At 71.9% G+C, this 24,496-nt stretch carries 26 protein-coding genes; 8 read left to right on the top strand and 18 right to left on the bottom strand.

Annotation, left to right across the window (positions count from 1 at the left end; translation table 11 throughout):
- The first annotated feature begins 150 nt into the window (after nucleotides 1-150).
- The gene (locus ACFWZ2_RS09930; protein WP_384544242.1) at nucleotides 151-549 is read left to right on the top strand and encodes an ATP-binding protein; all 399 of its coding nucleotides are present in this window, start codon (nucleotides 151-153) and stop codon (nucleotides 547-549) included.
- A gap of 71 nt (nucleotides 550-620) precedes the next feature.
- On the opposite strand, the gene ACFWZ2_RS09925 is transcribed toward ACFWZ2_RS09930, so the two are convergent.
- The 5 genes from ACFWZ2_RS09925 to afsQ1 all read right to left on the bottom strand — a co-directional run bounded on the left by ACFWZ2_RS09925 (nucleotide 621) and on the right by afsQ1 (nucleotide 4,323).
- The gene (locus ACFWZ2_RS09925; RefSeq protein ID WP_384544240.1) at nucleotides 621-824 is read right to left on the bottom strand and encodes a PspC domain-containing protein; all 204 of its coding nucleotides are present in this window, start codon (nucleotides 822-824) and stop codon (nucleotides 621-623) included.
- 90 nt (nucleotides 825-914) lie between these two features.
- A complete protein-coding gene (locus ACFWZ2_RS09920; RefSeq protein ID WP_384544238.1) occupies nucleotides 915-1,463 on the bottom strand; it encodes a VanZ family protein in 549 nt (182 codons plus the stop codon).
- Nucleotides 1,464-1,502: 39 nt separating this feature from the next.
- Nucleotides 1,503-2,105 (bottom strand): hypothetical protein, encoded by a 603-nt coding sequence (locus ACFWZ2_RS09915; RefSeq protein ID WP_384544236.1) that lies wholly within the window; start codon nucleotides 2,103-2,105, stop codon nucleotides 1,503-1,505.
- Nucleotides 2,102-3,649 carry an ATP-binding protein gene (locus tag ACFWZ2_RS09910; protein ID WP_384544234.1) on the bottom strand — a complete coding sequence of 516 codons (1,548 nt, stop codon included), beginning with the start codon at nucleotides 3,647-3,649 and terminating at the stop codon, nucleotides 2,102-2,104. Before ACFWZ2_RS09910 ends, ACFWZ2_RS09915 begins: the two co-directional genes overlap by 4 nt.
- Complete coding sequence (gene afsQ1, locus ACFWZ2_RS09905; protein WP_030562528.1) at nucleotides 3,646-4,323, bottom strand: two-component system response regulator AfsQ1; 678 nt, start codon at nucleotides 4,321-4,323, stop codon at nucleotides 3,646-3,648. The genes ACFWZ2_RS09910 and afsQ1 overlap by 4 nt, the downstream gene beginning before the upstream one ends.
- A gap of 214 nt (nucleotides 4,324-4,537) precedes the next feature.
- On the opposite strand from afsQ1, the gene ACFWZ2_RS09900 reads away from it, so the two are divergent.
- Nucleotides 4,538-5,302, top strand: coding sequence for a SigE family RNA polymerase sigma factor (locus tag ACFWZ2_RS09900; protein ID WP_384544231.1), 765 nt, complete (start codon nucleotides 4,538-4,540; stop codon nucleotides 5,300-5,302).
- Between the two features lie 182 nt (nucleotides 5,303-5,484).
- On the opposite strand, the gene ACFWZ2_RS09895 is transcribed toward ACFWZ2_RS09900, so the two are convergent.
- Nucleotides 5,485-6,123 carry a uridine kinase gene (locus ACFWZ2_RS09895; protein WP_384544229.1) on the bottom strand — a complete coding sequence of 213 codons (639 nt, stop codon included), beginning with the start codon at nucleotides 6,121-6,123 and terminating at the stop codon, nucleotides 5,485-5,487.
- A 214-nt stretch (nucleotides 6,124-6,337) separates the two neighbouring features.
- Here ACFWZ2_RS09895 and ACFWZ2_RS09890 point away from each other — a divergent pair, with 214 nt between their 5' ends.
- A complete protein-coding gene (locus ACFWZ2_RS09890) occupies nucleotides 6,338-7,213 on the top strand; it encodes an arylamine N-acetyltransferase (protein WP_384544227.1) in 876 nt (291 codons plus the stop codon).
- Nucleotides 7,214-7,302: 89 nt separating this feature from the next.
- A complete protein-coding gene (locus ACFWZ2_RS09885; protein WP_384544225.1) occupies nucleotides 7,303-7,734 on the top strand; it encodes a hypothetical protein in 432 nt (143 codons plus the stop codon).
- A gap of 69 nt (nucleotides 7,735-7,803) precedes the next feature.
- Here the strand turns inward: ACFWZ2_RS09885 and ACFWZ2_RS09880 are convergent, their stop codons facing one another.
- Nucleotides 7,804-9,276: an MDR family MFS transporter gene (locus ACFWZ2_RS09880; protein ID WP_384544223.1), complete on the bottom strand. Its 1,473-nt coding sequence runs from the start codon at nucleotides 9,274-9,276 to the stop codon at nucleotides 7,804-7,806.
- A gap of 27 nt (nucleotides 9,277-9,303) precedes the next feature.
- The gene (locus ACFWZ2_RS09875; RefSeq protein WP_384544221.1) at nucleotides 9,304-9,909 is read right to left on the bottom strand and encodes an NADPH-dependent FMN reductase; all 606 of its coding nucleotides are present in this window, start codon (nucleotides 9,907-9,909) and stop codon (nucleotides 9,304-9,306) included.
- Nucleotides 9,910-10,025: 116 nt separating this feature from the next.
- Between ACFWZ2_RS09875 and ACFWZ2_RS09870 the strand changes: the two genes are divergently transcribed.
- Nucleotides 10,026-10,766 carry a TetR/AcrR family transcriptional regulator gene (locus ACFWZ2_RS09870; RefSeq protein WP_384544219.1) on the top strand — a complete coding sequence of 247 codons (741 nt, stop codon included), beginning with the start codon at nucleotides 10,026-10,028 and terminating at the stop codon, nucleotides 10,764-10,766.
- Nucleotides 10,767-10,886: 120 nt separating this feature from the next.
- On the opposite strand, the gene ACFWZ2_RS09865 is transcribed toward ACFWZ2_RS09870, so the two are convergent.
- The 3 genes from ACFWZ2_RS09865 to deoC are packed head-to-tail and all read right to left on the bottom strand — an operon-like array spanning nucleotide 10,887 to nucleotide 14,145.
- Complete coding sequence (locus ACFWZ2_RS09865) at nucleotides 10,887-11,780, bottom strand: aldehyde dehydrogenase family protein (protein WP_384544217.1); 894 nt, start codon at nucleotides 11,778-11,780, stop codon at nucleotides 10,887-10,889.
- Nucleotides 11,773-13,203: an aldehyde dehydrogenase family protein gene (locus tag ACFWZ2_RS09860; protein WP_384544215.1), complete on the bottom strand. Its 1,431-nt coding sequence runs from the start codon at nucleotides 13,201-13,203 to the stop codon at nucleotides 11,773-11,775. The genes ACFWZ2_RS09865 and ACFWZ2_RS09860 overlap by 8 nt, the downstream gene beginning before the upstream one ends.
- Before the next feature lie 3 nt (nucleotides 13,204-13,206).
- Nucleotides 13,207-14,145, bottom strand: coding sequence for a deoxyribose-phosphate aldolase (gene deoC / locus ACFWZ2_RS09855; protein WP_384544213.1), 939 nt, complete (start codon nucleotides 14,143-14,145; stop codon nucleotides 13,207-13,209).
- An 88-nt stretch (nucleotides 14,146-14,233) separates the two neighbouring features.
- Here deoC and ACFWZ2_RS09850 point away from each other — a divergent pair, with 88 nt between their 5' ends.
- A complete protein-coding gene (locus ACFWZ2_RS09850; RefSeq protein WP_384544211.1) occupies nucleotides 14,234-14,869 on the top strand; it encodes a PH domain-containing protein in 636 nt (211 codons plus the stop codon).
- A gap of 45 nt (nucleotides 14,870-14,914) precedes the next feature.
- Here ACFWZ2_RS09850 and ACFWZ2_RS09845 read toward each other — a convergent pair whose 3' ends face one another.
- From ACFWZ2_RS09845 to ACFWZ2_RS09830, 4 genes are all read right to left on the bottom strand, one after another.
- Nucleotides 14,915-16,123, bottom strand: coding sequence for a hypothetical protein (locus tag ACFWZ2_RS09845; protein WP_384544209.1), 1,209 nt, complete (start codon nucleotides 16,121-16,123; stop codon nucleotides 14,915-14,917).
- Between the two features lie 132 nt (nucleotides 16,124-16,255).
- Nucleotides 16,256-17,899 (bottom strand): phospho-sugar mutase, encoded by a 1,644-nt coding sequence (locus ACFWZ2_RS09840; RefSeq protein WP_384544207.1) that lies wholly within the window; start codon nucleotides 17,897-17,899, stop codon nucleotides 16,256-16,258.
- A 375-nt stretch (nucleotides 17,900-18,274) separates the two neighbouring features.
- Nucleotides 18,275-19,099, bottom strand: coding sequence for a purine-nucleoside phosphorylase (locus ACFWZ2_RS09835; RefSeq protein ID WP_384544205.1), 825 nt, complete (start codon nucleotides 19,097-19,099; stop codon nucleotides 18,275-18,277).
- A 184-nt stretch (nucleotides 19,100-19,283) separates the two neighbouring features.
- Nucleotides 19,284-19,721, bottom strand: a complete 438-nt coding sequence (locus ACFWZ2_RS09830) for a gamma-glutamylcyclotransferase (RefSeq protein ID WP_361170463.1) — start codon at nucleotides 19,719-19,721, stop codon at nucleotides 19,284-19,286.
- A gap of 104 nt (nucleotides 19,722-19,825) precedes the next feature.
- Between ACFWZ2_RS09830 and ACFWZ2_RS09825 the strand changes: the two genes are divergently transcribed.
- Both ACFWZ2_RS09825 and ACFWZ2_RS09820 read left to right on the top strand, forming a co-directional pair.
- Nucleotides 19,826-21,274, top strand: a complete 1,449-nt coding sequence (locus ACFWZ2_RS09825) for an NAD(P)H-quinone dehydrogenase (protein ID WP_384544203.1) — start codon at nucleotides 19,826-19,828, stop codon at nucleotides 21,272-21,274.
- A 176-nt stretch (nucleotides 21,275-21,450) separates the two neighbouring features.
- Nucleotides 21,451-22,425, top strand: a complete 975-nt coding sequence (locus ACFWZ2_RS09820; protein WP_384544201.1) for a DeoR/GlpR family DNA-binding transcription regulator — start codon at nucleotides 21,451-21,453, stop codon at nucleotides 22,423-22,425.
- Nucleotides 22,426-22,510: 85 nt separating this feature from the next.
- Here the strand turns inward: ACFWZ2_RS09820 and ACFWZ2_RS09815 are convergent, their stop codons facing one another.
- From ACFWZ2_RS09815 to ACFWZ2_RS09805, 3 genes are all read right to left on the bottom strand, one after another.
- Nucleotides 22,511-23,128 carry a TetR/AcrR family transcriptional regulator gene (locus ACFWZ2_RS09815; protein WP_384544199.1) on the bottom strand — a complete coding sequence of 206 codons (618 nt, stop codon included), beginning with the start codon at nucleotides 23,126-23,128 and terminating at the stop codon, nucleotides 22,511-22,513.
- Between the two features lie 71 nt (nucleotides 23,129-23,199).
- Nucleotides 23,200-23,379: a hypothetical protein gene (locus ACFWZ2_RS09810; protein ID WP_384544197.1), complete on the bottom strand. Its 180-nt coding sequence runs from the start codon at nucleotides 23,377-23,379 to the stop codon at nucleotides 23,200-23,202.
- A gap of 2 nt (nucleotides 23,380-23,381) precedes the next feature.
- The gene (locus ACFWZ2_RS09805) at nucleotides 23,382-24,245 is read right to left on the bottom strand and encodes a hypothetical protein (protein WP_384544195.1); all 864 of its coding nucleotides are present in this window, start codon (nucleotides 24,243-24,245) and stop codon (nucleotides 23,382-23,384) included.
- Nucleotides 24,246-24,496 lie beyond the last annotated feature (251 nt).

Below are 24,496 nucleotides of genomic sequence, written 5' to 3'. Positions count from 1 at the left end.
GGGAATTCTCGCGCCTTTGCGCGACGCGTCAGCGGCCGGGAGCCTGCACGCCCCGGCCGCTTTCCGTTGTTCGTGGACCGTGATCGGGGCTGTGCACGGTCGTTGGACCGCTCGAAGCCCCGTCATCAAAGACGCAAGGACGCATTGAAGATGAAGCAGTCAGCCGCCAAGACCCTCGGTGTCGCCGCCCTCGGTGCCGCTTTCGCCGCCGCCGGAGCCGGTGCCGCGAACGCCGCCCCCGCCGTCCCGGACGCCGCCGCTGCCCTGGGCACCGTCTCCTCCGTGCTGCCGCTCGAGCAGGCCGCGAAGACGCTGCCCGCCGGTGCCCCCGAGTCCCTGGCCGCCGGGCAGAACGCCCTCGCCAGTGGTCTGAGCACCGCCAAGCCCACCATCGACCAGACCGCCCCCGCGGTCCTGCCGAACGGGGACAAGGCCGGGCCCAAGCCCGCCGGCGACCCGGTCTCGGGCCTGCTCGGCGGCCTGCCGGTGAGCAGCAGCAGCCTGCCGATCAGCGGTGCCGGCGGCGGTCTGCCGGTCAGCATGGGCTGACGTTCGCGCGCACGTACGCCGATGGGGCGCCCCTCTTCGCGAGGGGCGCCCCATCGTGCTGTTCGCGTGCGTCACCAGGCCTGGCGTGCGGCCTTGTCCTCGGAGGGCAGCAGGATCCACAGCGCGATGTACAGCAGGAACTGCGGGCCCGGCAGCAGACAGGAGAGCACGAAGATCACGCGCATCGTCGTCGCGGAGGTGCCGAAGCGCCGGGCAAGGGCTGCGCACACTCCGCCGATCATCCGGCCGTGGGTGGGGCGGGCAAGGGCGGTCATGTCGGGCTCCTTCGCGAACCGTGGGTGGGAGGCTTCTCCGTCGGCCTCGATGCTTCAAAACTACGGTCGCGAAGCGGGCAAAGCGTCGCTCTACGGTGCGATACCGACCCTGGGAATCGTCGGGGTCGGACCCTGAGACGTGTCCTCCCGGGGGAGGGCGGGAAGCCGCTCCGGGTCAGTACGACGGCGGAGCCTGGCCCGGACGGCGGGCACGACGGCGAGATGCGCGAGGGCCACCCCGAGGGTGTTCAGGAGCAGCGAGTCGATGTCGACGACCTGCCCCGGCACCCCGGTCTGCAGCAGCTCGATCCCCAGCGAGAGCAGCGCCCCCGCGGCGACCGTACGCACCAGCGAGCCCCACGGCGAGACGACGACACGGCCGCCCGCCAGCGGGAGCAGTATGCCGAGCGGGGCGAGCAGCAGCAGAGCCTCGCCGATCCGGCGGGCCGCCTGCACACCGCCGAGCGCGAGATCCGCCTTGATCCCGGCGAGCGGCTGCAGATTCGCGGCACTCACCCAGGGCACGTCCAGCGGACGCAGCGTGATCCACCCGACGAGCAGGAGGTGTGCGACGAGGAGGAATCCCCCCGCCGCACGGAAGCGGATGGCGGCAATGCGGCCGCCCGAGCCTTGACGCACGTCCCCCAAGACGCCGGGAACGGCAGGATCGGTTCCGCGTCAGGAGTCCACGCTCTGTGTGGGCGGCGCCACGGTGCCGGGCCGGGAGCGGACCTCCTGCGTGCACTCGTAGCGCCGCAGGGGCGCGTCCGCGGGGCCGCCCATGATCACCGTGTGGTCGTCCGCCGCCGCGCTGTCCGCGAGCGTGCACACGATCTGGGCGAGCGCGAACGCCGACAGGTCCTCCGGCGGCGTACTGAAGCGGAGGGCGCCGTCGGGGTCGCCGGAGCCCGGTCCTTCGACGGTGGTGCCCGCGCGGACGTCCGTGACGAAACCCGACTCCTTCTCGGCCTCCGAGGGCGGCGTGGCCAGCTCGTCCAGGAGGGTCTGCGCGATGCGCACCCGGTCGGTGGTCGCCTTGTCCGTGCGGATCTGCACGTTCCGGTCGACGGTCACCAGCTGTGACGCGCACACCAGGAAGACCTGGACGGGCACGCCGTTGCCCGCCTGCGGGGACAGCGCCGAGTTCGAAAGGACGCACGGCATCCGCGACGGCGCGGGCCCGAAGTCGGTGGGCACCTCCGTCGACCGGATCCCGCACCCCGCGAGCGCGGCGGCGAGCACCGCGCCGGTGATCGCGCCGCGGATCCGTCGCCCGTTCATGCCTGGCCCCCTTCGGCCCGTTCGTCCTCGGCCTCCGCGGTGTCGCGCGGCAGCCACAGCGTGAACACGGCGCCACCGTCGGGCGAGTTGGCGGCCGTGATCTCGCCGCCGTGGATGTGCGCGTTCTCCAGGGCGATGGAGAGACCGAGACCACTGCCCTCCGAACGCGGCCGGGACGCGCTCGCCTTGTAGAAGCGGTCGAAGACGTGCGGCAGCACGTCCTCGGGGATGCCCGGGCCGTGATCGCGTACGGAGATCACCAGCTTCTCGTCCTCCAGGCGCACCGACACCGCCACCGGGGAGCCGCCGTGCTTGAGGGCGTTGCCGATCAGATTCGCCAGGATCACATCGAGGCGGCGCGGGTCGAGCCGCACCGTGATGCCGCGCTCCGCGTCCAGGTCGACCGCGTCCAGCCAGGCGCGCGCGTCGATGCACGCGGTGATCTGGTCGGCGATGTCGACGTCGTCCAGGACGAGCCGCGCCGTGCCCGCGTCGAACCGGGTGACCTCCATGAGGTTCTCCACCAGGTCGTTCAGGCGCCGGGTCTCGCTCACCACCAGACGTACGGCGGGCTCGATCATCGGGTCGACCGAACCGGTCTCCGCGTCGAGCTCCTCCTCCAGGACCTCGGTCACCGCGGTGATCGCGGTCAGCGGGGTGCGCAGCTCGTGCGACATGTCGGCGACGAAGCGGCGCGACGCCTCGTCGCGGGCGCTCATGTCGGCGACCTTCTTCTCCAGGCTCTCCGCGGTGCGGTTGAACGTCCGGGAGAGATCGGCGAGTTCGTCCGTGCCCGACACCCGCAGCCGGGTGTCGAGCTTGCCCTCGCCGAGCCGCCGCGCGGCAACCCCCAGACGGTGCACGGGTTTCAGCACGGTCGTCGCGGCGGCCTGCGCGAGCAGCGCGGAGCCGATCAGGGCGAGCCCCGTCGCGATGGCCAGGGACCAGCCGAGCGAACTCAGGTCCTTCGCCTCGGGTTCGAGGGACTTGAGCATGTACCCGGTGGGACCGCCGCCGCTCACCTTGGCGCCGCCCACCAGATAGGGCGTGCCGTGGTCGACGGTGCGCTGCCAGTACAGGTGGTACGTGCTCTTGTTGCCGGAGGAGACGGGCTGCTCCTTGTTCACCGCCTTCTGCAGCGACACCGGCACCTTGGCGAGCGTGAACTCGTCCAGGTCGGAGTAGCCGACGATCCGCCCGCCGCGCTCCTTGTCGGCGACCAGGAGCACGCTGTAGCGCTGGCTGCTGGTCGCCATCTGCCCGGCGGCGGACTGCAGTTCCTCCTGCGAGGGATGCGGCTGCAGCGCACCGGCGCGCGTCTGCATCTGCTGCCGGAAGTCCTTGAGCGCCGCGTCCTGGGCGCGGGTGAGCACGGCCTCACGATTGAGCCAGTACGCGATGCCGGACGCGGAGACGGCGGCGGTCAGCGCCACCAGGCCGAACACCACGACGAGCCGGAGCCGCAGGCTGGTGAAGCGCAGCCCCGCCAGTATCGCCTTGCGCGCCGCGGCCCAACCGCGGAGCTTGTCCTGCGGTTTGGTCACTGAGGGGTGTCCAGCCGATAACCGACGCCGCGCACCGTACGGATCAGGGTCGGCGAGGACGGCACGTCCTCGACCTTCGCGCGCAGCCGCTGCACACACGCGTCGACGAGCCGCGAGTCGCCCAGGTAGTCGTGCTCCCACACCAGGCGCAGCAACTGCTGGCGCGACAGGGCCTGTCCGGGCCTGCGGCTCAGTTCGAGGAGCAGCCGCAGCTCGGTCGGGGTGAGCTGCAGGTCCTCGCCGTTCTTCGTCACGGTCATCGCGGCGCGGTCGATGACGAGCGAACCGAACGTCGCCGCGTCATTGGCCTCGCGCTCACCGCGCCGCAGGACGGCGCGGATCCGGGCGTCGAGCACCCGCCCCTGCACGGGCTTCACCACATAGTCGTCGGCACCGGACTCCAGACCGACGACCACATCGATGTCGTCACTGCGCGCGGTGAGCAGGATGATCGGCAACTGGTCGGTGCGCCGGATGCGACGGCACACCTCGAACCCGTCGATGCCGGGCAGCATCACGTCCAGCACGATCAGGTCGGGCCGCTGCTCACTGAGCAGCTTCAGACCGTCCTCGCCGGTGGCAGCAGTGGCCACCCGATGCCCCTGGCGCGTCAGCGAAAGCTCCAGGGCCGTCCGGATGGCGTCGTCGTCCTCGATCAGCAACAGGGAAGGCACGGACGTCATTCTGTCCCATGCCACGGCCCCAGTTCGACTGCTGGAGTGCTCCCACACCCGACCCTCACGCGCGAAAGGGGGTGCGAACCGCTGTGACAGGCCTGTGACAGTCGGCGGACACCGTCATGAAGTGCCTCGGGCAGAGTTTTGGTCACACGCAAGAAGCACCGAAGCACGACAGATCAAGCCGGACTCCACCGACGGGGGGCGCGAGATGAATACGCTGCACAGCACCAGCTCAAGCGCAGTTGTCACGCGTCTCCACGACGTCGGTCGGGGCTCTGAGAAGTCCGGTGCCGTGAGCGGGCGGGGGTGCGCTCGCGGCACCGGGCGTCAGCACACCACGTACATGACGGTGGTTGACGCCTTCCAGGGGGGACACGGGGGAAACGTGGTTCCCGCGGGAACCGACGGGGGAGCTGCGTACGGGGAGGACACGGGGGAGCGGAAGTCCCTGTCGGAGGCGGAGTTCACCGCCTACGTCCAGGAGCGCCGCGCCTCCCTGTACGCCACCGCCTATCACTTGACCGGTGACCGCTTCGAGGCCGAGGACCTGCTGCAGAGCGCCCTCTTCTCGACGTACCGGGCCTGGGACAGGATCAGCGACAAGGCCGCGGTCGGGGGCTACCTCCGCCGCACCATGACCAATCTGCACATCAGCGCGTGGCGCCGCCGCAAGCTGAACGAGTACCCGACCGAGGAACTGCCGGAGACGGTGGGCGACACGGACGCGATGCGCGGCACCGAGCTGCGCGCCGTGCTGTGGCAGGCCCTGGCCCGGCTGCCCGAACTCCAGCGCACGATGCTGGTCCTCCGTTACTACGAGGGCCGCACCGACCCGGAGATCGCGGACATCCTCGACATCAGCGTGGGCACGGTGAAGTCCAGCATCTGGCGGTCGCTCCGCCGGCTGCGCGAGGACGAGGTCCTCAGCTTCGGCCGTGACCAGGAGGAGTCCTTCGGCGAGCTGGTGGCCTGAGGATCGGGGCCCGCGGCGTCAGCCGCAGGAGGGCCCACGGGGGAAGTACGGGGGCCGCCGCTCCTGGGGGGACGCGGCGGTGGCACGGGGGAAGTACGGGGGAAAACGCAGCGGGACCGGAAGGCCGGGGGGTCTTTCCGGTCCTTCTGCTTTTCCCGCTCGCCTCTCGCGTGCCGTCGGGGTCAGGCCGCGTCGGCGCGGGCCTTGACGCAGCGTCCCGCCGCCGCGGCGGCGACCCTGCCGAGGGCCTCGTCCTTGCCGCAGGGGTGCGCGCCGAGGGCGGTCTGCCGGGCCACGATGGCGCGTTCCGCACGCATCAGGCGCCAGCCGCGCCGCAGCAGGAACGGCACGGACTTGCGGCCCTCCCGAAGATCCCGCAGGAGCCGCCGCCGGAACGTGGTGGCGGGCCTGCCGCGCAGACAGATCGCGTCGGCGAGCACGCCGATCTCCCTGCACCGGGCCACGATGTCCGCCGCGAAGATCCCCTCGGCGATGAAGAGCGGCGTGCGCTCGATGTCGAGCGCCTCCTGCCCGACCCGCGAGCTGGTGGCGATGTCGTACACGGGAACGCGCGTGCGTCCCGTGCGGCACAGCTCCTCGATGGCGGCGAGCGCCACATCCGTGTCCCAGGAGCGCGGGGAGTCCCAGTCGATGTCCGAGCTGCCGGGGACCTGCGGCAGCGTGGGGTCGTCGCCCTCCTTGTAGAAGTCGTCCAGGCACAGGACGGGCAGCCCGGAGCGGGCGGCGAAGGAGGACTTGCCCGAACCCGAGGGGCCGGTGAGCAGCACGACGCGCGTGGGTATCGGCGGGTGGGAGCCCAAAACGGTGACCCTTCTCCCCTGGTGAGTTGTCCGGAACGTCGACCATTATCAACCGAGACGCAAGGGTGCCGTGCCGCCAGGTCCCGCGCCACCGGCAGGACCGGACAGGGACGCGTAGGTCCCCGGCCCGAGGACCAAGGACCGAGGGCCGGTACGGAATAGCGCCGCGGGCAAGATCGCTCCCAACGTCGTACACCTTCCCGCAGCTGACGCGATGACCAGGGGGACCTTCCTCATGTGGAACGGCGACGCACTCGACCTCGACGCCTATCTGGCGCACATCGGATACGAGGGGGACCGGTCGCCCTCGTACGCGACGCTGCGCGCCCTGCACCGGGCCCATGTGCTCTCCGTGCGCTGGGAGAACCTGGAGGCGGTGCTGCGCAAGAAGCGGCCGCTCGACCTGGAGTCCGTGCAGGCCAAGCTGGTCGGCAGCCCGCGCGGCGGCACCTGCTACGAACACGTCACCCTCTACGCGGCGGCCCTCGAGCGCCTCGGTTTCCGGTTCTCCGTGCTCCAGGGCCGGGTCCAGATGGGCGAGACGGCCAAGGTCAGGCCCGAGTCGCACGCCATGACCCTGGTGGAGCTCGACGGCAGGCGCTGGCTGAGCGACATCGGGTTCGGGGCCAGCCCGCTGGAGCCCATCGAGCTGACGGACGCGACGGACACGACGGACGGCAGCTGGGCGTACCGGCTGCGGCGCCAGGAGGTCACGCCCGGTGCCGACGGGTGGGCGCTGTACCAGCCGGTGCGCGAGGGCGAAGGACAGGTCGACAACACCGGCGACGGGTGGATGGTCCGGCACACCTTCACGCTCAACCCGCAGTACCCCGCCGACCTGCGGGTGTCGAACCACTTCGGTTCGTCGAGCCCGTACTCGCCCTTCAGCGACCGGCTCTTCGTGCAGCGCGTGCACCCGGACCGGCTGCATCTGCTCGACAACCGGACGCTGGCCACGGTCAGGCCGGACGTGCCGAAGCCGGAGTTCCGTGAGCTGGCGGCGGCGGAGGTGCCGGTGGTGCTCGCCGATGTCTTCGGGATCGAGCTCTCGACGGCCGACGCCGAGCTGCTGCTGCCCAAGCTGGTCTGAGCGCGGGTCGGCCGTTGGCCGCCGGGCCCGCCTCAACTACGCTACGTGCGCGGTCGATTACTCACTACGCACGGATATGGGCGGTACCCATGGCACGACACGCAGCACCCACGTCACCGCGTCCCGGCTCCCGCGCCCTGCTGCGCGCGGGCCTGACCGTCACTGCGGCGGGCGCCGCACTCGCGGGCGGCGCCGCGACCGCGAGCGCGGTGGAGCCGCTCGCCACGACGCAGACGGTCGGATTCTCCACGCCGGTGGGCGACTTCGACGCGGCGACGCCGGGGCAGGCCCTGACGGAGGCGGTGCACCGCTCTACGGCGGGCGGGCTCGCCCCCGCGAAGACCCTGCAGCTCGACCCGCTGGCCGGCACCGGCGTCGACCCGCTCGACAACTCGCTCGGCACCCAGATCGCGGACTTCAAGCCGGTGAGCACGGCGGCCGCCACCGGTCCCCTCGCCGAGGGCGGCTCCCTGGAGGACATGCCGCTGGTGGGCCCCGCGGCGGGCCTGCTCCCGGGCTGAGTCCGGGGCGCCCCGTCAGGGGCGCGGGGAACTGCGCGCCCAGCCCCGACGGAGCCGCACCCGAATGCCTCAATCGCCGGAGGGGCTGACGCTTGCCCGCAGCGGCACCTCGCGGATCAGCAAGGCCACCCCGAACGTCACGACGCAGACCACCGCCGTGCCGATGAGGACGCCGTGCAGCCCCTCCGTGACACCCGCACGGAAAGTCTGCCCGTCCGCGAGCGCGTTGTTCACGCGACCCGTGTAGACCGAGCCGAGCACGGCGACGCCCAGCGAACCGCCGATGGTTCGCAGCAGCGTGGTCGTGCCGCTTGCCGCGCCCATGTCGCGCGGCTCCGCGCTGTTCATGGTGATCAGCAGCGCGGGCTGCATCAGACAGCCGAGGCCCGCGCCGAGCACGAGGGCGAGCGCGGAGGGCACGGCCGTGGCGGTGTCCACGTCCGCCACGAGCAGGGCGAGGGCACCCATCGTGGCGACCGCGCCCCCGGCGATCGGGTACGCGCGGTATCCGCCGCCGTCGCCGACCGCGCGGCCGATGTACAGCTGTGTGCCCATCATGCCGAGCATCAGCGGGAGCAGCAGCAGACCGCTCTCCGTCGATGACATGCCGCGGACGAACTGCATGTACTGCGGCAGATAGCTCGCCGCTCCCAGCATCGCCGCGCCCGCGAGGAAGGTGAGGATCTGGGCGAGCGTGAAGTTGCGGTCGCGGAACAGGCGCGGCGGGATGACCGGTTCGGGCGCGCGCCGCTCCACGCGGACGAAGGCGGCGAGCGCGGCCGCGGCGGCCAGGGCGAGGCCCCCGGTCTGCGGGGAGATCCAGTCGTACGTCGTGCCTGCCCAGGTGCCGAGCAGCGTGAGCGCCAGGATGCCCGCGGTCAGGAGTGCGGCTCCCGCGTAGTCGATGCGGGCCGTGCTGCGGGTGCGGGGCAGCCGGATCAGCAGGCCGACGATCAGGAGGGCCGCGGCGCCGACGGGCACGTTGACGTAGAAGACCCAGCGCCAGTCGAGCCGGTCGGTGAGGAAGCCGCCGAGCAGCGGTCCGCCGATCATGGCGGCGGGCAGCAGTACGCCGATCATCGACTGCGACCGTCCCGCCTGCGCGGGCGGGAGCAGTGTCCCGATGAGGGAGAGCGCGCCCACGAACAGGCCGCCCGCGCCGAGCCCCTGGAGGGCGCGGAACGCGATCAACTGCCCCATGTCCTGGGCGAGTCCGCAGAGCACGGACCCGACGAGGAAGACCACGATCGAGGTCAGATAGCTGCCCTTGCGGCCGTACAGGTCGCCGACCTTGCCCCAGATCGGGGTGGTGACGGCGGTGGTGAGCAGATAGGCCGTCACCACCCAGGAGAAGCGGTCGAGGCCGCCGAGGTCGCCGACGATCGTCGGGAGGGCGGTGCCGACGATCGTGCCGTCGAGCGTCGCCAGGATGATGCCGAGCAGCAGGCCGAGGATGGCGAGGCGGGAGGGCGGTGCCGGTTCCGTGCCGTCGGTCCCGGTGGTCGCGGCGGGCGGTGCCGCTTCGTCCGTACGCTGTTTCATGGCTCCCCCAAGAGGTGTGGCGCGGCGTCAGGCGGCGTACGGGTGGGTGGTCCTCGCGGCGCGCAACGCCCTTGCCCACCAGGCGAGTTGGTCGAGCATCTGCTTGGCGGCGGCGTCGCTCTCCGGGGCCTTCATCGCCCGGTCCTCGTCGAACAGGCTCCAGGCGTTGTGCAGGCTGACCGTGTTGCGGATGGTTGTCGCGTTCAACTCGGCCATGACCAGGCGGAGTTGTTCGACCGCGCGCAGGCCGCCCGAGATGCCGCCGTAGGAGACGAAGCCGATCGGCTTGGCGTGCCACTGCGTGTTGTGCCAGTCGACGGCGTTCTTCAGCGGGGCCGGGAAGCTGTGGTTGTACTCCGGGGTGATGAACACGAACGCGTCGGCCGCCGCCAGGCGCGGTGAGACCAGGGCGAGGGCCTCCTCGGTGCCGGGAGCCGGTGGCTGTCCGAAGGCCGGGAGGACGGTGGGCAGCGGGGTCTCGGCCAGGTCGACGACGTCGAGGTGCATGTCGTCGCGCCGGTCGATGTGCCCCTTGATCCACTCGGTGACGACGGGCGCGAAGCGGCCCTCGCGGGTGGAGCCGACGAGCACGGCGACGCGGAGTGCGGCCGGGGTCGCGGTGGCTGCGGACATGGGTGCCCCCTGGAGTGCGTGCGGCTGGATGCGTACAGCCGGATGTGTACGGCGTATCTCTGGCGTACAACGTACACATCGATGTGTACGGCGTCTACAGCGGATACGGTGTACGCATGGCCACACAGAAGAAGGGCGAGCCCGAGGTCTCGCTCTGGGAACGCATGGAGCGCCCGGCAGCCACGCAGCGTGCCGCGCTGACGCCACGGAAGATCGCGGAGGTCGCGGTGCGGATCGCCGACGCCGAGGGCTTCGCGGCCGTCACCATGCGCCGCCTCGCCACCGAACTCGGCGTCGCACCCATGGCCGCGTACCGCCATGTCTCCGGCAAGGACGACCTGTGGGCGCTGATGGTCGACCGGGTCACGGCCGAGGTCGTCGTCCCCGAGGACGTGACGGGCTGGCGCGAGGTGCTGCGCGCGTACGCCGTCGGCAGCCGCCGGCTGATGCTGGCGCACCCCTGGCTCGCCCAGCTCCCCACACCGCACTTCGCCCTGACGCCGAACCGGATGGCCGTGGCCGAACGGCAGTTGGCGGCCCTGGAGCACCACGGCCTCGACGCCGACACGATCATGGTGGCCTTCCGCACCGTCGGCGCCTATGTGCACGGCGTCGGCCAGTCGGAGGTGGCGCTGCGCCAGTACATGGAGGACAACGGCTGGACCAGCGGCGACGAGACGCGCCGCGGGCTCGCGCCGCAGATGCGGTACCTGATGGAGACCGGCCGTTACCCGGCCTACCGGCGCTACGCCCTCGCGGCGGGCCGCAAGGACGACGCCACCTGGCAGTTCGAGACGGGGCTGGACTGTGTCCTGGACGGCATCGGGGTAAGGCTGGGCCTGGAACCCCGGGCATGACGAAGCCCCGGCCTCCTGGACGGAGGAGACCGGGGCTTCGGCGCGCCCCGAAGGGGCGCGGGGAACTGCGCGCCCAGCCACGGCACACCCGCAGGCGCCCGACGGCGTGGGGCGGCAGGCTCAGTAGGCGGAGCCCGATGCCCCCAGCGACCCCGTCGGGTGCCACACCGTCTTGGTCTCAAGGAAGGCCGTCAGTCGGTGCGTGCCGGGGTCGGCCGCGAAGTCCACAGGCTGTGGACGGAGCACGCGCTTGAGGTTGTCGGCCGCCGCGATCTCCAGGTCGCGGGCCAGGTCCGCGTCCGCGCCCGTCAGGTCGATCGCGTTGACGTCCTGGTGCGCGGCGAGCGGCGTCGCGATCTCGGCCGTCCTGCCGGTGAGGATGTTGACCACACCGCCGGGCACGTCGGACGTCGCGAGGACCTCGCCCAGCGAGAGCGCGGGCAGCGGGGACTTCTCGGAGGCGATGACCACGGCCGTGTTGCCCGTCGCGATCACCGGGGCGAGCACCGAGACCAGACCCAGGAACGACGACTCCTGGGGCGCGACGACCGTGACCACGCCCGTCGGCTCCGGCGTCGACAGGTTGAAGAACGGGCCCGCGACGGGGTTCGCCCCGCCGACGACCTGGGCGATCTTGTCCGTCCAGCCCGCGTACCAGACCCAGCGGTCGATCGCCGCGTCGACCTGCGCCGCGGCCTTGGACTTGGAGATGCCCTCGGCGTCCGCCACTTCGCGGACGAACTGCTCGCGGCGGCCCTCCAGCATCTCGGCGACGCGGTAGAGGACCTGCCCGCGGTTGTACGCGGTCGCGCCCGCCCAGCCGCCCTGCGCCTTGCGCGCCGCCACGACGGCGTCACGCGCGTCCTTGCGGGACGACAGCGGGGCGTTGGCCAGCCACGTGCCCTTGGAGTCCGTCACCTCGTACACCCGGCCGCTCTCGCTGCGGGGGAACTTGCCCCCGACGTACAGCTTGTAGGTCTTGAAGACGCTCAGACGCTCGTTACGGTCAGACATCGAGGTACGCCTCCAGCCCGTGCCGACCGCCCTCGCGGCCGAAGCCCGACTCCTTGTAACCGCCGAACGGCGAGGTCGGGTCGAACTTGTTGAATGTGTTGGCCCAGACGACGCCCGCCCTGAGCTTGTTCGCGACCGCGAGGATCCGCGAGCCCTTCTCCGTCCAGATGCCCGCCGACAGGCCGTACTGCGAGTTGTTCGCCTTGGCGACCGCCTCGTCCGGCGTGCGGAAGGAGAGCACCGAGAGGACCGGGCCGAAGATCTCGTCGCGGGCGATGGTGTGCGCCTGCGTCACGTTCGTGAAGAGCGTCGGCGCGAACCAGTAGCCGGAGGTGGGCAGTTCGCAGGCGGGGGACCAGCGCTCGGCGCCCTCCGCCTCGCCGGTCTCGGCGAGCGCGGTGATGCGGGCCAGCTGCTCGGCGGAGTTGATCGCGCCGATGTCGGTGTTCTTGTCGAGCGGGTCGCCCAGGCGGAGCGTGGACAGGCGCCGCTTGAGGCTGTCGAGCAGCTCGTCCTGGATCGACTCCTGGACGAGCAGCCGCGAACCGGCGCAGCAGACCTGGCCCTGGTTGAAGAAGATGCCCGTGACGATGCCCTCGACGGCCTGGTCGATGGGGGCGTCGTCGAAGACGATGTTCGCGCCCTTGCCGCCCAGTTCGAGCGTGACCTTCTTGTCGGTGCCCGCGACCTGGCGGGCGATCGCCTTGCCGACGGCGGTCGAGCCGGTGAAGGCGACCTTGTTCACGTCGGGGTGTGCGGTCAGGGCCGCGCCCGCGTCGCCGTACCCGGGAAGGATGTTGACGACGCCCTTGGGCAGGCCCGCCTGGCGGCAGATGTCCGCGAAGAACAGGGCGCTCAGGGGAGTGGTCTCGGCGGGCTTCAGGACGACCGTGTTGCCCGTCGCGAGCGCCGGGGCGATCTTCCAGGCCAGCATCAGGAGCGGGAAGTTCCAGGGGATGACCTGGCCCGCGACGCCCAGCGGCGCCGGGTTGGGGCCGTACCCCGCGTGGTCGAGCTTGTCGGCCCAGCCCGCGTAGTAGAAGAAGTGCGCGGCGACCAGGGGGAGGTCGGCGTCGCGCGTCTCCTTGATGGGCTTTCCGTTGTCGAGGGTCTCCAGGACGGCCAGTTCGCGGCTGCGCTCCTGGATGATCCGGGCGATCCGGAAGAGGTACTTGGCGCGCTCGGCGCCCGGCAGGGCCGACCACTTCTCGAACGCCTTGCGGGCGGCCTTCACCGCGCGGTCGACGTCTTCGGAGGAGGCCTGCGCGACTTCGGAGAGGACCTCTTCGGAGGACGGGGAGACCGTCTTGAAGACCTTGCCGTCGGCGGCCTCAGTGAACTCGCCGTCGATGAACAGGCCGTACGACGGGGCGATGTCGACGACCGAGCGGGACTCGGGCGCGGGTGCGTACTCGAAAGTCATGGGTCAGTCCACCGTGACGTAGTCGGGGCCGGAGTAGCGGCCGGTGGCCAGCTTCTGGCGCTGCATCAGCAGGTCGTTGAGGAGCGACGAGGCGCCGAAGCGGAACCAGTGGTTGTCCAGCCAGTCGGGCCCCGCGGTCTCGTTCACCAGGACGAGGAACTTCACCGCGTCCTTGGTCGAGCGGATGCCGCCCGCCGGCTTCACCCCGATCTGTACCCCGGTCTGCGCGCGGAAGTCGCGGACCGCCTCCAGCATCAGGAGCGTGTTGGCTGGGGTGGCGTTGACCCCGACCTTGCCGGTCGACGTCTTGATGAAGTCGGCGCCCGCGATCATGCCGATCCAGCTGGCGCGCTTGATGTTGTCGTACGTCGAGAGTTCGCCGGTCTCGAAGATGACCTTCAGGCGGGCCGTCCCGCAGGCCTCCTTCACGGCGCGGATCTGCTCGAACACCGTCATGTAGTCGCCGGAGAGGAACGCGCCCCGGTCGATGACCATGTCGATCTCGTCGGCACCGGCGGCCACGGCCTCGCGCACGTCACCGAGCTTCACGTCGAGGGCGGCGCGGCCCGCGGGGAACGCGGTCGCGACGGAGGCGACCTTGACGCCGCTGCCCGCGACGGCCTCCTTGGCGGTGGCGACCATGTCCGGATAGACGCAGACGGCCGCGGTGCGCGGAGTCGTGCGGTCGGTCGGGTCCGGGTTGACGGCCTTCGCGCCGAGCGCCCGGACCTTGCCCGGGGTGTCGGCGCCCTCCAGCGTCGTCAGGTCGATCATCGAGATGGCCAGGTCGATGGCGTACGCCTTGGCCGTGGTCTTGATCGAACGGGTACCGAGCGAGGCGGCACGCGCCTCCAGGCCGACCGCGTCGACGCCGGGCAGCCCGTGAAGGAAGCGGCGGAGCGTGCTGTCGGACGCGGTCACGTCAGCGAATGCAGTGGGCATGGTCACGAGGGGAGCATATCTACGCGCGTAGCTGCTGTACAGGGGTGGGGGCCGGGGCCCCGGGCGGGGCTTCAGGCAGAATCAGGGTATGAGCGACCCTCAGAACCCCGTGGCGGAGCCCGCGTACCAGGACCGCACCTTCCGGTCCCCGGCCGGTATCGCCGGCGGCGTCCTGCTGCTCGCCCTGGGCGCCTGGCTCGGCATCGACGCCGTCATCCGCGGCGAGGGCCGCACCCCGTGGCTCGCGCTCGCCGGACTGCTGCTCGCGGTGCCGCTGGTCGTCGCGTACACGGTGCGGCCCGCCGTCTACGCCAACGACGACCGGCTGCGCATCCGCAACCCCTTCCGGAGCATCACGCTGCCGTGGGCGTCCGTCGCCACGCTCCGCTCCGGGTACTCGAACGAGGTCCTCACCAACGGCGGCACCAAGTACCAGATGTGGGCGATCCCCGTCTCGCTGCGCGGCCGCAAGAAGGCGGCGCGCAGGCAGTCGCAGGCCGCCGCGTCCGGCGACCCGACGGGCGGCCGCCCCTTCCTCGACCCGACCGCGCCGCCCGCACGCTCCACCGGCGACCAGTCCATGGACGAGCTCCGCGAACTCGCCGAGCGGCAGGCCGACGCCGAGACCGCGCAGGGCGAGCCGGTGGTGCGCTGGGCGTACGAGATCATCGCGCCGTGCCTCGCGGGGGCCGTGCTGCTCGCGGTGCTGCTCGCGGTGACCTGAGGTCCCGGGCTCTTCTACGGAGGGCTCAGGTGGTTCCGGGCTCTTCTACGGAGGGCCCAGCCAGGCCAGGAGCATGTGGCCGCCGAACGCCGCGGAGCCGAGTGCCGCCGCGGCGAGGAGCGTCACCATCACATGCGTCCTCGCGCGCGCCAGTGCCAGCGCGAGCGGCAGCAGCAGCGGGAAGCCGGGCAGCAGGAAGCGGGCCCGCGGGAAGTAGACGCCGCTGCTGCCGAGCACGATCAGCAGGAGCAGGCCGGTGAACAGCAGCAGCGGGAGCGGCTGGCGGTCGGCCGCCGAGAGCGCGTAGAGCACCACCGAGCCGAGCAGCACCGCCGTCACCATCGCGAGGAACAGCTGCGGCCGCTCGATCACGAACAGCGCGTGCATCCGGCGGAGCGTCTCGACCCCGCCGTCCCACTCGTTGTGCCACAGCTTCTGTACGGCGAAGTAGCCGTCCCAGCGGCCGAGTCTGAGCCCCACCCACCCGACGTACGCGAGCCAGCCCAGCGGCGCGAGGCACGCGCCCAGGAGCGTGCGCACGGAGAAGGGGGCGCGGCGCAGGGAGAGCAGCGCCGTCACCGACACCGCCGCCGCGAGGGCCACCCCCGTGGGGCGCGTGAGGCCCGCCAGCGCCGCCAGGGAGCCCGCCCACAGCCAGCGTCCGGTGAGCACCGCGTACAGCGACCACGCCGTGAGCGCCGTGAAGAGGGACTCGGTGTAGCCCATCCACTGCACCAGCGCGACCGGCAGGCTGCCCCACAGCACGGCGAGCACGACCCCCGCCCTGCGGCCGTACAGCCGGTCGCCCACCGCGAAGATCCCCCACGCCGCGAGGAACGAGCAGACCAGCGCGATCCCCAGGCCGACCGCGCCCCGCGGCAGGCCGGGCGCCACCGCGTCGCCCGCCCTGATCAGCGCGGGGAGCAGCGGGAAGAACGCGAGGTTGTTCGCGTCGAAGTGGGTGCCGAGCGTGTGCGCGTAGCCGTGCTCGGCGATCTTCAGATACCAGTCGCAGTCCCACGACTCCATCAGGAGATGCCGGACCCCGCGGTGCTCGCGGTGCGCCCACGCGGCGAACACCAGCAGGCCCAGGGCGCGCACGGCCGCGTACGCGAGGAGCGCGGGGGAGGCGTGGCGCAGGGCGCGGGCCGCGCGGTCGCGGACGCCCGGGGGCGGGTGGGCGGCGTTGCGGGGGCGCCGGGATGCCGGGACCCGGGACGGGGCGGCGGTCGAGGAGGTCGGTCCGTACGGCACTGCGGCAGCTCCCGGAACGTGATCGTGCGCTACCGGTCGACCCTTCCTGGGGGACCGGCAGCGCACCGGATCACTGCGTCAGCTGCCGTAGTGGAACCACTCGGGTGGGTGGCTACGGCTGGGGGTGTTCCGTCAGATCCCCGCCGCCGCCGAGAGGTCACGCTTGATCGCCGCGAGCAGCTCCGCCGCCTTCGCGCGGGCCGCGGGCAGCTCCGGCTTCTCCGCCACCGGGACCACCACCTCCAGGTAGCACTTGAGCTTCGGCTCCGTGCCGCTCGGGCGCACGATGACGCGCGCGCCGTCGAGCGTGTAGCGCAGGCCGTCCGTCGGCGGGAGCGTGGCCGTGCCGCGCGTCAGGTCCTCCGCGCGCGTCACGGGCAGGCCCGCGAGCTCCGTCGGCGGCTGCTCGCGCAGGCGGCGCATCGCGTCCGCGATCACGGACAGGTCCTCCACGCGGACCGACAGCTGGTCGGTGGCGTGCAGCCCGTGCTCCACCGCCAGGTCGTCGAGCAGGTCCAGGAACGTGCGGCCCCGCTCCTTCAGCTCGGACGCGAGCTCGGTGAGCAGGAGCGCGGCCGTGATGCCGTCCTTGTCGCGTACGCCCTCGGGGTCCACGCAGTAGCCGAGCGCCTCTTCGTAGCCGTACCGCAGGCCGTCCACGCGGGCGATCCACTTGAAGCCGGTCAGGGTCTCCTCGTACGCGAGTCCCGCCTTCTCCGCGATCCGGCCGAGCAGGGACGAGGAGACGATCGACTCGGCGAAGGTGCCGCGGGCGCCCCGGCTGACGAGGTGCGCCGCGAGCAGGGCGCCCACCTCGTCGCCCCTGAGCATCCGCCAGTCCGCGCCGTCCTTGACGGCCGCGGCGCAGCGGTCCGCGTCCGGGTCGTTCGCGATGATCAGGTCGGGGGCGGGGGTGGTGCGGGCCGCCGTCGCGAAGGCCAGGTCCATCGCGCCCGGCTCCTCCGGGTTCGGGAACGCGACCGTCGGGAAGTCCGGGTCCGGCTCGGCCTGTTCGGCGACGAGCACCGGGGCGGGGAAGCCCGCGCGGTCGAACGCCGCGAGGAGGGTGTCCTTGCCGACGCCGTGCATCGCCGTGTAGACGGCTCGGGCGGTGCGGGGGGAGCCCGGGGCCAGGACGGCGTCCGTACGCGCCAGGTAGGCCTCCAGGACGTCGTCCGCGAGGGTTTCCCAGCCGGTCTCGGGGCGGGGCACGTCGTCGAGGCTCGCGATCGCGTCGATCTCGGCGGCGATCTCCGCGTCGGCGGGCGGCACGATCTGGGAGCCGTCGCCGAGGTAGACCTTGTAGCCGTTGTCGCGCGGGGGGTTGTGGCTGGCCGTCACCTCTACGCCCGCGACCGCGCCGAGGTGCCTTATGGCGAAGGCGAGCACGGGGGTCGGGAGGGGGCGGGGGAGGACGGCCGCGCGGAGGCCGGCGCCCGTCATCACGGCGGCGGTGTCGCGGGCGAAGTCCTCCGACTTGTAGCGGGCGTCGTAGCCCACCACGACGAGGCCGTCCGTCCGGCCCTTGGACTTGAGGTACGCGGCGAGGCCCGCCGCGGCGCGGATGACCACGGAGCGGTTCATGCGCATGGGGCCCGCGCCGAGTTCGCCCCGGAGGCCGGCGGTGCCGAACTGGAGGGTGCCGGCGAAACGTGCGGTCAGCTCGGCGGTGTCCTCGGCGTCGATGAGCTTGGCGAGCTCTTCGCGGGTCTCGGGGTCCGGGTCCTCGGCGAGCCACGTCTTGGCGCGCGCGATGAGTTCAGAGTTGTCCTGCACGGTCTTGGTCAGCCTCTCGTCCGTCTGTCGTCGGTCTTCGCCTGAGCGTCTGTTGTGGGGCGGGGCCGCGGGGGTATGTGCGTACTCGCTATCCCGTGGTTGACGCCTCCGTCAGTGTTTGCCGTCAGCGTGGGTCAAGGTGCTCCGTGCGCACATACCCCCACGTCCCCTCGCGAGCGCTTGCGACTGCGGGTTCGTCCCACTGTGGGCAGTCGTGCCGCTGGGCGAGTGGGGTCTCCCCTGCTCGAGCGAAGCCGAGAGCTTGGGGAAGGGTGGGCACAGCGCACGGTGCCGGGGGCCGCTGACGGAGGCGTGAGCCCGGCGCAGGCGGGGGCAGGCGGGGGCAGCCGTCCGAGGCGCCCCCGCCAGGGAACGTCAGAGGCGGCCGAGCACCTTGCCGAGGAGTTCGCCCATGCGCGTCGCGCTGTCGCGGCCCGCCTGGAGGACTTCCTCGTGGTTCAGGGGCTCACCCGTCATGCCCGCGGCGAGGTTCGTGACGAGGGAGATGCCGAGCACCTCCGCGCCCGCCTCGCGCGCGGCGATCGCCTCGAGGACGGTGGACATGCCGACCAGGTCCGCACCGATGGTGCGGGCCATGCGGATCTCCGCCGGGGTCTCGTAGTGCGGGCCGGGGAACTGCGCGTAGACGCCTTCCTCGAGGGTCGGGTCGACCTCCTTGCAGAGCGCCCGGAGTCGCGGCGAGTACAGGTCCGTCAGGTCGACGAAGTTCGCGCCGACGATCGGGGACGTCGCGGTGAGGTTGAGGTGGTCGCTGATCAGCACCGGCTGGCCGGGGCGCATGCCCTCGCGGAGGCCGCCGCAGCCGTTGGTCAGCACGATGGTCTTGCAGCCCGCGGCCACGGCGGTGCGGACGCCGTGCGCGACGGCGGCGACGCCACGGCCTTCGTAGTAGTGGGTGCGGCCCAGGAAGACCAGCGTGCGCTTGTCGCCGACCTTGAAGGAGCGGATGCGTCCGCCGTGGCCCTCGACGGCCGGCGGCGGGAAGCCGGGCAGCTCGGTGACGGGGAACTCGGCCTCGGGGGCGCCGAGCGCGTCGACGGCCGGTGCCCAGCCGGAGCCCATCACGAGGGCGACGTCGTGGGTCTCGGCGCCCGTCAGCTCGCGCAGGCGCGCGGCGGCGGCGTCGGCGGCGGCGTAGGGGTCGCCCTGGATGTCGTCCGGAATAACTGAAGCGTTCACGCCGATGAGGGTAGCCGGTCACGGCCTACGCGCGTAGATGACGATGCTTACGGGATTGCGATCGTTGTCTTGTCGTTTCCGACGAGGGGGAGGGGGTGAGGGGGGTGACGTGCGTCGCGGGGTTTGGGCGGGCAGTGGGAACCCCGACGCGGAGCGGTGGGAGGACGGCAGCCGGAGCTCCCGGCTAGCAGGGGCGCTTCCTGAGTTCCATCACGTAGTCGTGCGGCGCCCCCGCCGACTCCGCCGCGTCGGCGAGTTCCCCCAGGTACCGCGCGGACGGCAGTCCCCCCTCGTACCCGTTCAGGACGTACACCCACGCCGGCTCCTCGCCCTCCAGGGTGTGCACGCGGACCCGCATGCGGCGGTAGATGTCCAGGCCCACGCCTTCCCAGCGGTCCATGGAGTCCTCGTCCATGGGGGCGATGTCGTAGAGCGTGACGAAGACCTGGGAGCGCGGCGCCTCGACGATCGTCGCCAGCGCGCCCTCCCAACCCATGTGCTCCCCGCCGAAGGTGAGCCGCCAGCCGTTCAGCCAGCCGGTCGCGCGCAGCGGTGAGTGCGGGGCGCGGCGTGACATGAGCCGCGGATCCAGATTGCCGGCGTACGCGGCGTAGAGCGACATGTGGTCGAGGGTACGACAGCGAGACCTGGGCCTCTCCCGTAACAGAGGGGGCGGCGCCACGGACGGAGGGCCCCGGGGCGAAGCTGCTTGAAGCGTGCGGGACAATGAGTTACGTGACTCGGATCGTGATCATTGGCGGCGGACCCGGCGGATACGAGGCGGCCCTCGTGGCGGCCCAGCTCGGCGCGGAGGTGACCGTCGTCGACTGCGACGGTCTGGGCGGGGCGTCGGTGCTCACCGACTGCGTTCCGTCGAAGACTCTGATCGCGACGGCCGAGGTGATGACCACCTTCGACTCTTCGTACGAGGAGCTGGGGATCATCGTCGCGGACGACACTCCGCACATCGACACCCCCGCGCGCGTGGTCGGCGTGGACCTCGGCAAGGTCAACCGCCGTGTGAAGCGCCTCGCGCTCGCGCAGTCCCACGACATCACCGCGTCCGTCACGCGTGCGGGCGCGCGCGTGCTGCGCGGCCGCGGCCGTCTCGAGGGCCAGCAGGACATCGACGGGTCGCGGAAGGTCGTGGTGCGCGCCGCCGACGGCAGCGAGGAGACCCTCGTCGCCGACGCCGTGCTGATCGCGACCGGCGGCCACCCGCGTGAGGTGCCCGACGCGCAGCCCGACGGCGAGCGGATCCTGAACTGGACGCAGGTGTACGACCTGGATGAGCTGCCCGAGGAGCTCATCGTGGTGGGTTCCGGTGTGACGGGTGCCGAGTTCGCCGGTGCCTACCAGGCCCTCGGGTCGAACGTGACCCTCGTGTCCAGCCGTGACCGCGTGCTGCCCGGCGAGGACCCGGACGCCGCCGCCGTCCTGGAGGACGTCTTCCGGCGGCGCGGCATGAACGTCATGTCCCGTTCGCGCGCCGCCTCCGCCAAGCGGGTGGGCGACCGGGTCGAGGTCACGCTCGCCGACGGGCGCGTCATCTCCGGCACGCACTGCCTGATGGCGGTCGGCGCCATCCCGAACAGCAGCGGCATGGGTCTGGAGGAGGCCGGGGTCCGGCTGAAGGACTCGGGGCACATCTGGACCGACAAGGTGTCGCGCACGTCCGCCCCCGGTGTGTACGCCGCCGGTGACGTGACCGGGATCTTCGCGCTGGCCTCCGTCGCCGCCATGCAGGGGCGCATCGCGATGTACCACTTCCTGGGCGACGCGGTGACGCCGCTGAACCTGAAGACCGTCTCGTCGAACGTCTTCACCGACCCGGAGATCGCGACCGTCGGCTACAGCCAGGCCGACGTCGACGCGGGCAAGATCGACGCGCGCGTGGTGAAGCTGCCGCTCCTGCGCAACCCGCGCGCGAAGATGCAGGGCATCCGCGACGGCTTCGTCAAGATCTTCTGCCGTCCGGGTACGGGCATCGTGGTCGGCGGAGTGGTCGTCGCGCCGCGCGCTTCGGAACTGATCCATCCCATCTCGATCGCGGTCGACAACAATCTGACGGTCGAGCAGATCGCGAATGCGTTCACCGTGTACCCATCGCTTTCGGGGTCGATCGCCGAGGTGGCGCGTCAACTTCACACCCGGAAGACGGCCGGCGAGAGCTGATCCGAACGGCGGCCTGAATCAACTCTTCGCAGGTCACGCACTGTTGTCGCCCATTCGTGGGGCATAGGCGGAGTGAGTAGGCACCTATACCACTTCCCGCCCTGCCGTGCGAACAACTTCTGTAATTCGGCGCAAACTGCTGAAAGCAGACGGTCGTTGGGGTTACTGTCAGTTTCGTGTTCGCTGCAGAACGTCGCCAATTGATCCTCGAAATGGTGCGGGCCAACGGAGCGGTATCGCTCCGTGAGCTCGCCCGCGTCGTCCAGACCTCCGAAGTGACCGTACGGCGGGACGTGCGCGCGCTGGAGGCAGAAGGACTCCTCGACCGCCGACATGGCGGTGCGGTATTGCCGGGCGGATTCACGCGGGAGTCCGGCTTTCCGCAGAAATCACATCTCGCGACCGCCGAGAAGACGGCCATCGCCGATCTCGCGGCGGGTCTCGTCGAAGAGGGCGAAGCCATCGTCGTCGGGGCGGGTACGACCACGCAGGAGCTGGCCCGACGGCTCGCGCGGGTGCCCGGTCTGACCGTCGTCACCAACTCCCTGCTGGTGGCACAGGCGTTGGCGCATGCCAACCGGGTCGAAGTCGTCATGACCGGCGGCACCCTGCGCGGCTCCAACTACGCGCTCGTGGGCAGCGGGGCCGAGCAGTCCCTCCAGGGGCTGCGGGTCTCCAGGGCCTTCCTCTCGGGCAGTGGTCTGACCGCCGAGCGCGGCCTCTCCACGTCCAACATGCTCTCCGCGAGCGTGGACCGCGCCCTGGTCCAGGCGGCGGCCGAGGTCGTGGTCCTCGCCGACCACACCAAGCTCGGTACCGACACGATGTTCCAGACGGTGCCGACGGACGTCATCACGCGCCTGGTCACGGACGAGCCGCCGGCGCACGACGACCGGGCGGCCACGGAACTGCAGGCCCTGGCGGACCAGGGCGTGCAGATCGCGGTGGCGGGCGGATCCGCCGCAAGCCCTAACGCAGGGCCCGGTGCCGATTCCGTCCCGGCGGGGCGCCAGCCGCGCCGGGACGTGCCCCTTCCGGGTCAGCGTCGCAATCACGGGGCGGGCCCTGGCCAGCAGTTGCGCAGTGCGCTTCTCGGGGAGCAGCCGCCCGGTGAGCGGTCCGCGCGGGTCGCCGACCTGCGTCGCCGCTGACCCTCCGGGCGGGAGCTGCCGGGGGCGGGCGCGGGGCGCGGGCGGTCGCGACGGTGAGTGATGCCGCCGTGCGGGACGGCGGGTGCTACGCCGTCGCCTGCCCGTCCGCCTTCAGCCCCCGCAGGGTCAGCATCAGCAGGCGGTCGGCCAACTCCGGGTCGTCCGGGGTCTCTTCGGCCGCCAGCGAGATCGCGTTGGTCAGCTGGAGCAGGTCGGAGATGGAGACGTCGGGCCGCACGGCCCCCGCCTCCTGCGCGCGGGCGAGCAGCGTCGAGCCCGCCTCGCGCATCGGCTTGCTGCACCGCGCGAGGGCCGAACTGTCGTCGTGCGACGCCGACATGAGCGCGCTCGACAGGCCGCGATACTCACCCGCATGAGTGACGATGGCACGCAGCCAGGCCACCAGCGCGGAGCACGGCTGCGGGTCGTCGAGCAGTGCGTGCGAGCGCGCGAGCAGATCGCTGACCGCGTCCTCCCAGACCGCGCTCATCAGCGCGTGCCGGTTCGGGAAGTGCCGGTAGAGCGTGCCGATGCCGACGCCCGCCCGGCGCGCCACGTCCTCCAGGGACGCCCCCGTGCCGTGCTCGGCGAAGGCGGTGCGCGCCTCGGCGAGCAGCCGCTCGTAGTTGCGGCGCGCGTCGGCCCGCATGGCGCGCGCGGACTCCTGCGGCGCTCTCGCCTGCTGTCCCGTGCCGGTCGTCATCGCCGCACCCTTCGTGAACGTACGCGTCCCTCAAGGATGCCACTGCTCGGCCGGGCCGATCGGCGCCCCGGTCAGGACGCCCGGTGGCCGAAGAACGCGTTCAGCTCCGTGCGGGCCCTGCGCTCGCGGCGGTGTGGCGGCAGGGTGCCGCCGCGCAGGTTCCGTGCCAGCCAGAGCACCAGCGGGTAGGTGACACCGGTTCCCACGACGAGTCCGCTCAGTACGCCCGCGGCCACATCCCCCATGATCATCGTCAACTCACCTTCGTCCGCTGCCTCTTGGCGCCCGGCCGGATGCCGTCGCGCGCCGTGGCGATCATCGTCGCCCCGTTGTCCGGCACCACCGCGCCGTAGCCGAGCAGCCGCCAGCGCACATCCACGGCGTCGCTCTCGTAGTACGGCACGGGGCCTGCCGCCGAAGGCACCAGGAGCGGAGCGGGCTCCCGTGCGCAGGCGTCGCAGGCGGCCACTTCCACGGCGCCCTCCAGGACGACCGGCGGCGCCACGCGCGCGTGCCCGCGCGTGTGCAGCGGGTTGAAGTAGCAGGGCGGGTCGGGCCGCAGCGGCCGCTCCGTCACCAGCGCCTCCAGGGCCCGCATCCCGATGCGGCTGAACTCGACGACCGCGACCAGCTCGCCGAGGGCGTGCGCCGCGTCGTACGCCGGGTCGGGGCTCTGCGGTCCCTCGAAGACCGGCGGGATCACCGAGTTGCTCGCCTGGATCGACGCGGTCGTCGCGAACGACATCAGCTCCGTGCGCAGCGGCGGGGTGAGCGAGCAGGTGTCGCGCAGGCTGCCGCCGAGTGCCGACGCGTCGCTCAGGAGTGCGGCACGCTCCTCGGCGTGCGCACGCAGCGCTTCGGGATCGCCCCGTGGATCCGGCAGCGGCGCGCGCCAGTCGGGCGCGGGCAGCGGCAGGGCGAAGGTGTAAGGGCGGCGCCTGCCCAGCGGCAGGGTGGTGAAGCGGCGCAGCAGGGCCACGGTGAGGGCCGTGGCCAGGCCCAGGATCAGTCCCGCTTCGTAGCGGTCGCCCGGTGCGGCGTTCGCCGCGTACCAGGCGGAGCTCGCGATGGCGCCTGCGGCGAGCGGCAGGCAGAGTACGTCCCCCGTGCGTGTCACTGAAGTCCCCCCGTGGTCTTCGGCTCTACGTGGGGGTAGGACGCGGTGGGGTCGGGGACGGTTGCATGGCGCTCCGCTCCGGGGCCGGCGCCGATCACCGGCTCCGCCGAGTTCGTCCTCAAGCGCCGGACGGGCTTGATACGCCGCCGGGGCCGGGCTGGATGATCCAGCCCGGCCCCGGCGAGTGGTTCAGCGCGGGTCAGTCCTTGATCTCGCAGATGACCGCTCCGGAGGTCAGGCTCGCGCCGACC

The sequence above is a fragment of the Streptomyces sp. NPDC059002 genome (assembly GCF_042740435.1).
GTDB lineage: Bacteria > Actinomycetota > Actinomycetes > Streptomycetales > Streptomycetaceae > Streptomyces.
This window is presented reverse-complemented; position numbering and strand designations above follow the sequence as displayed.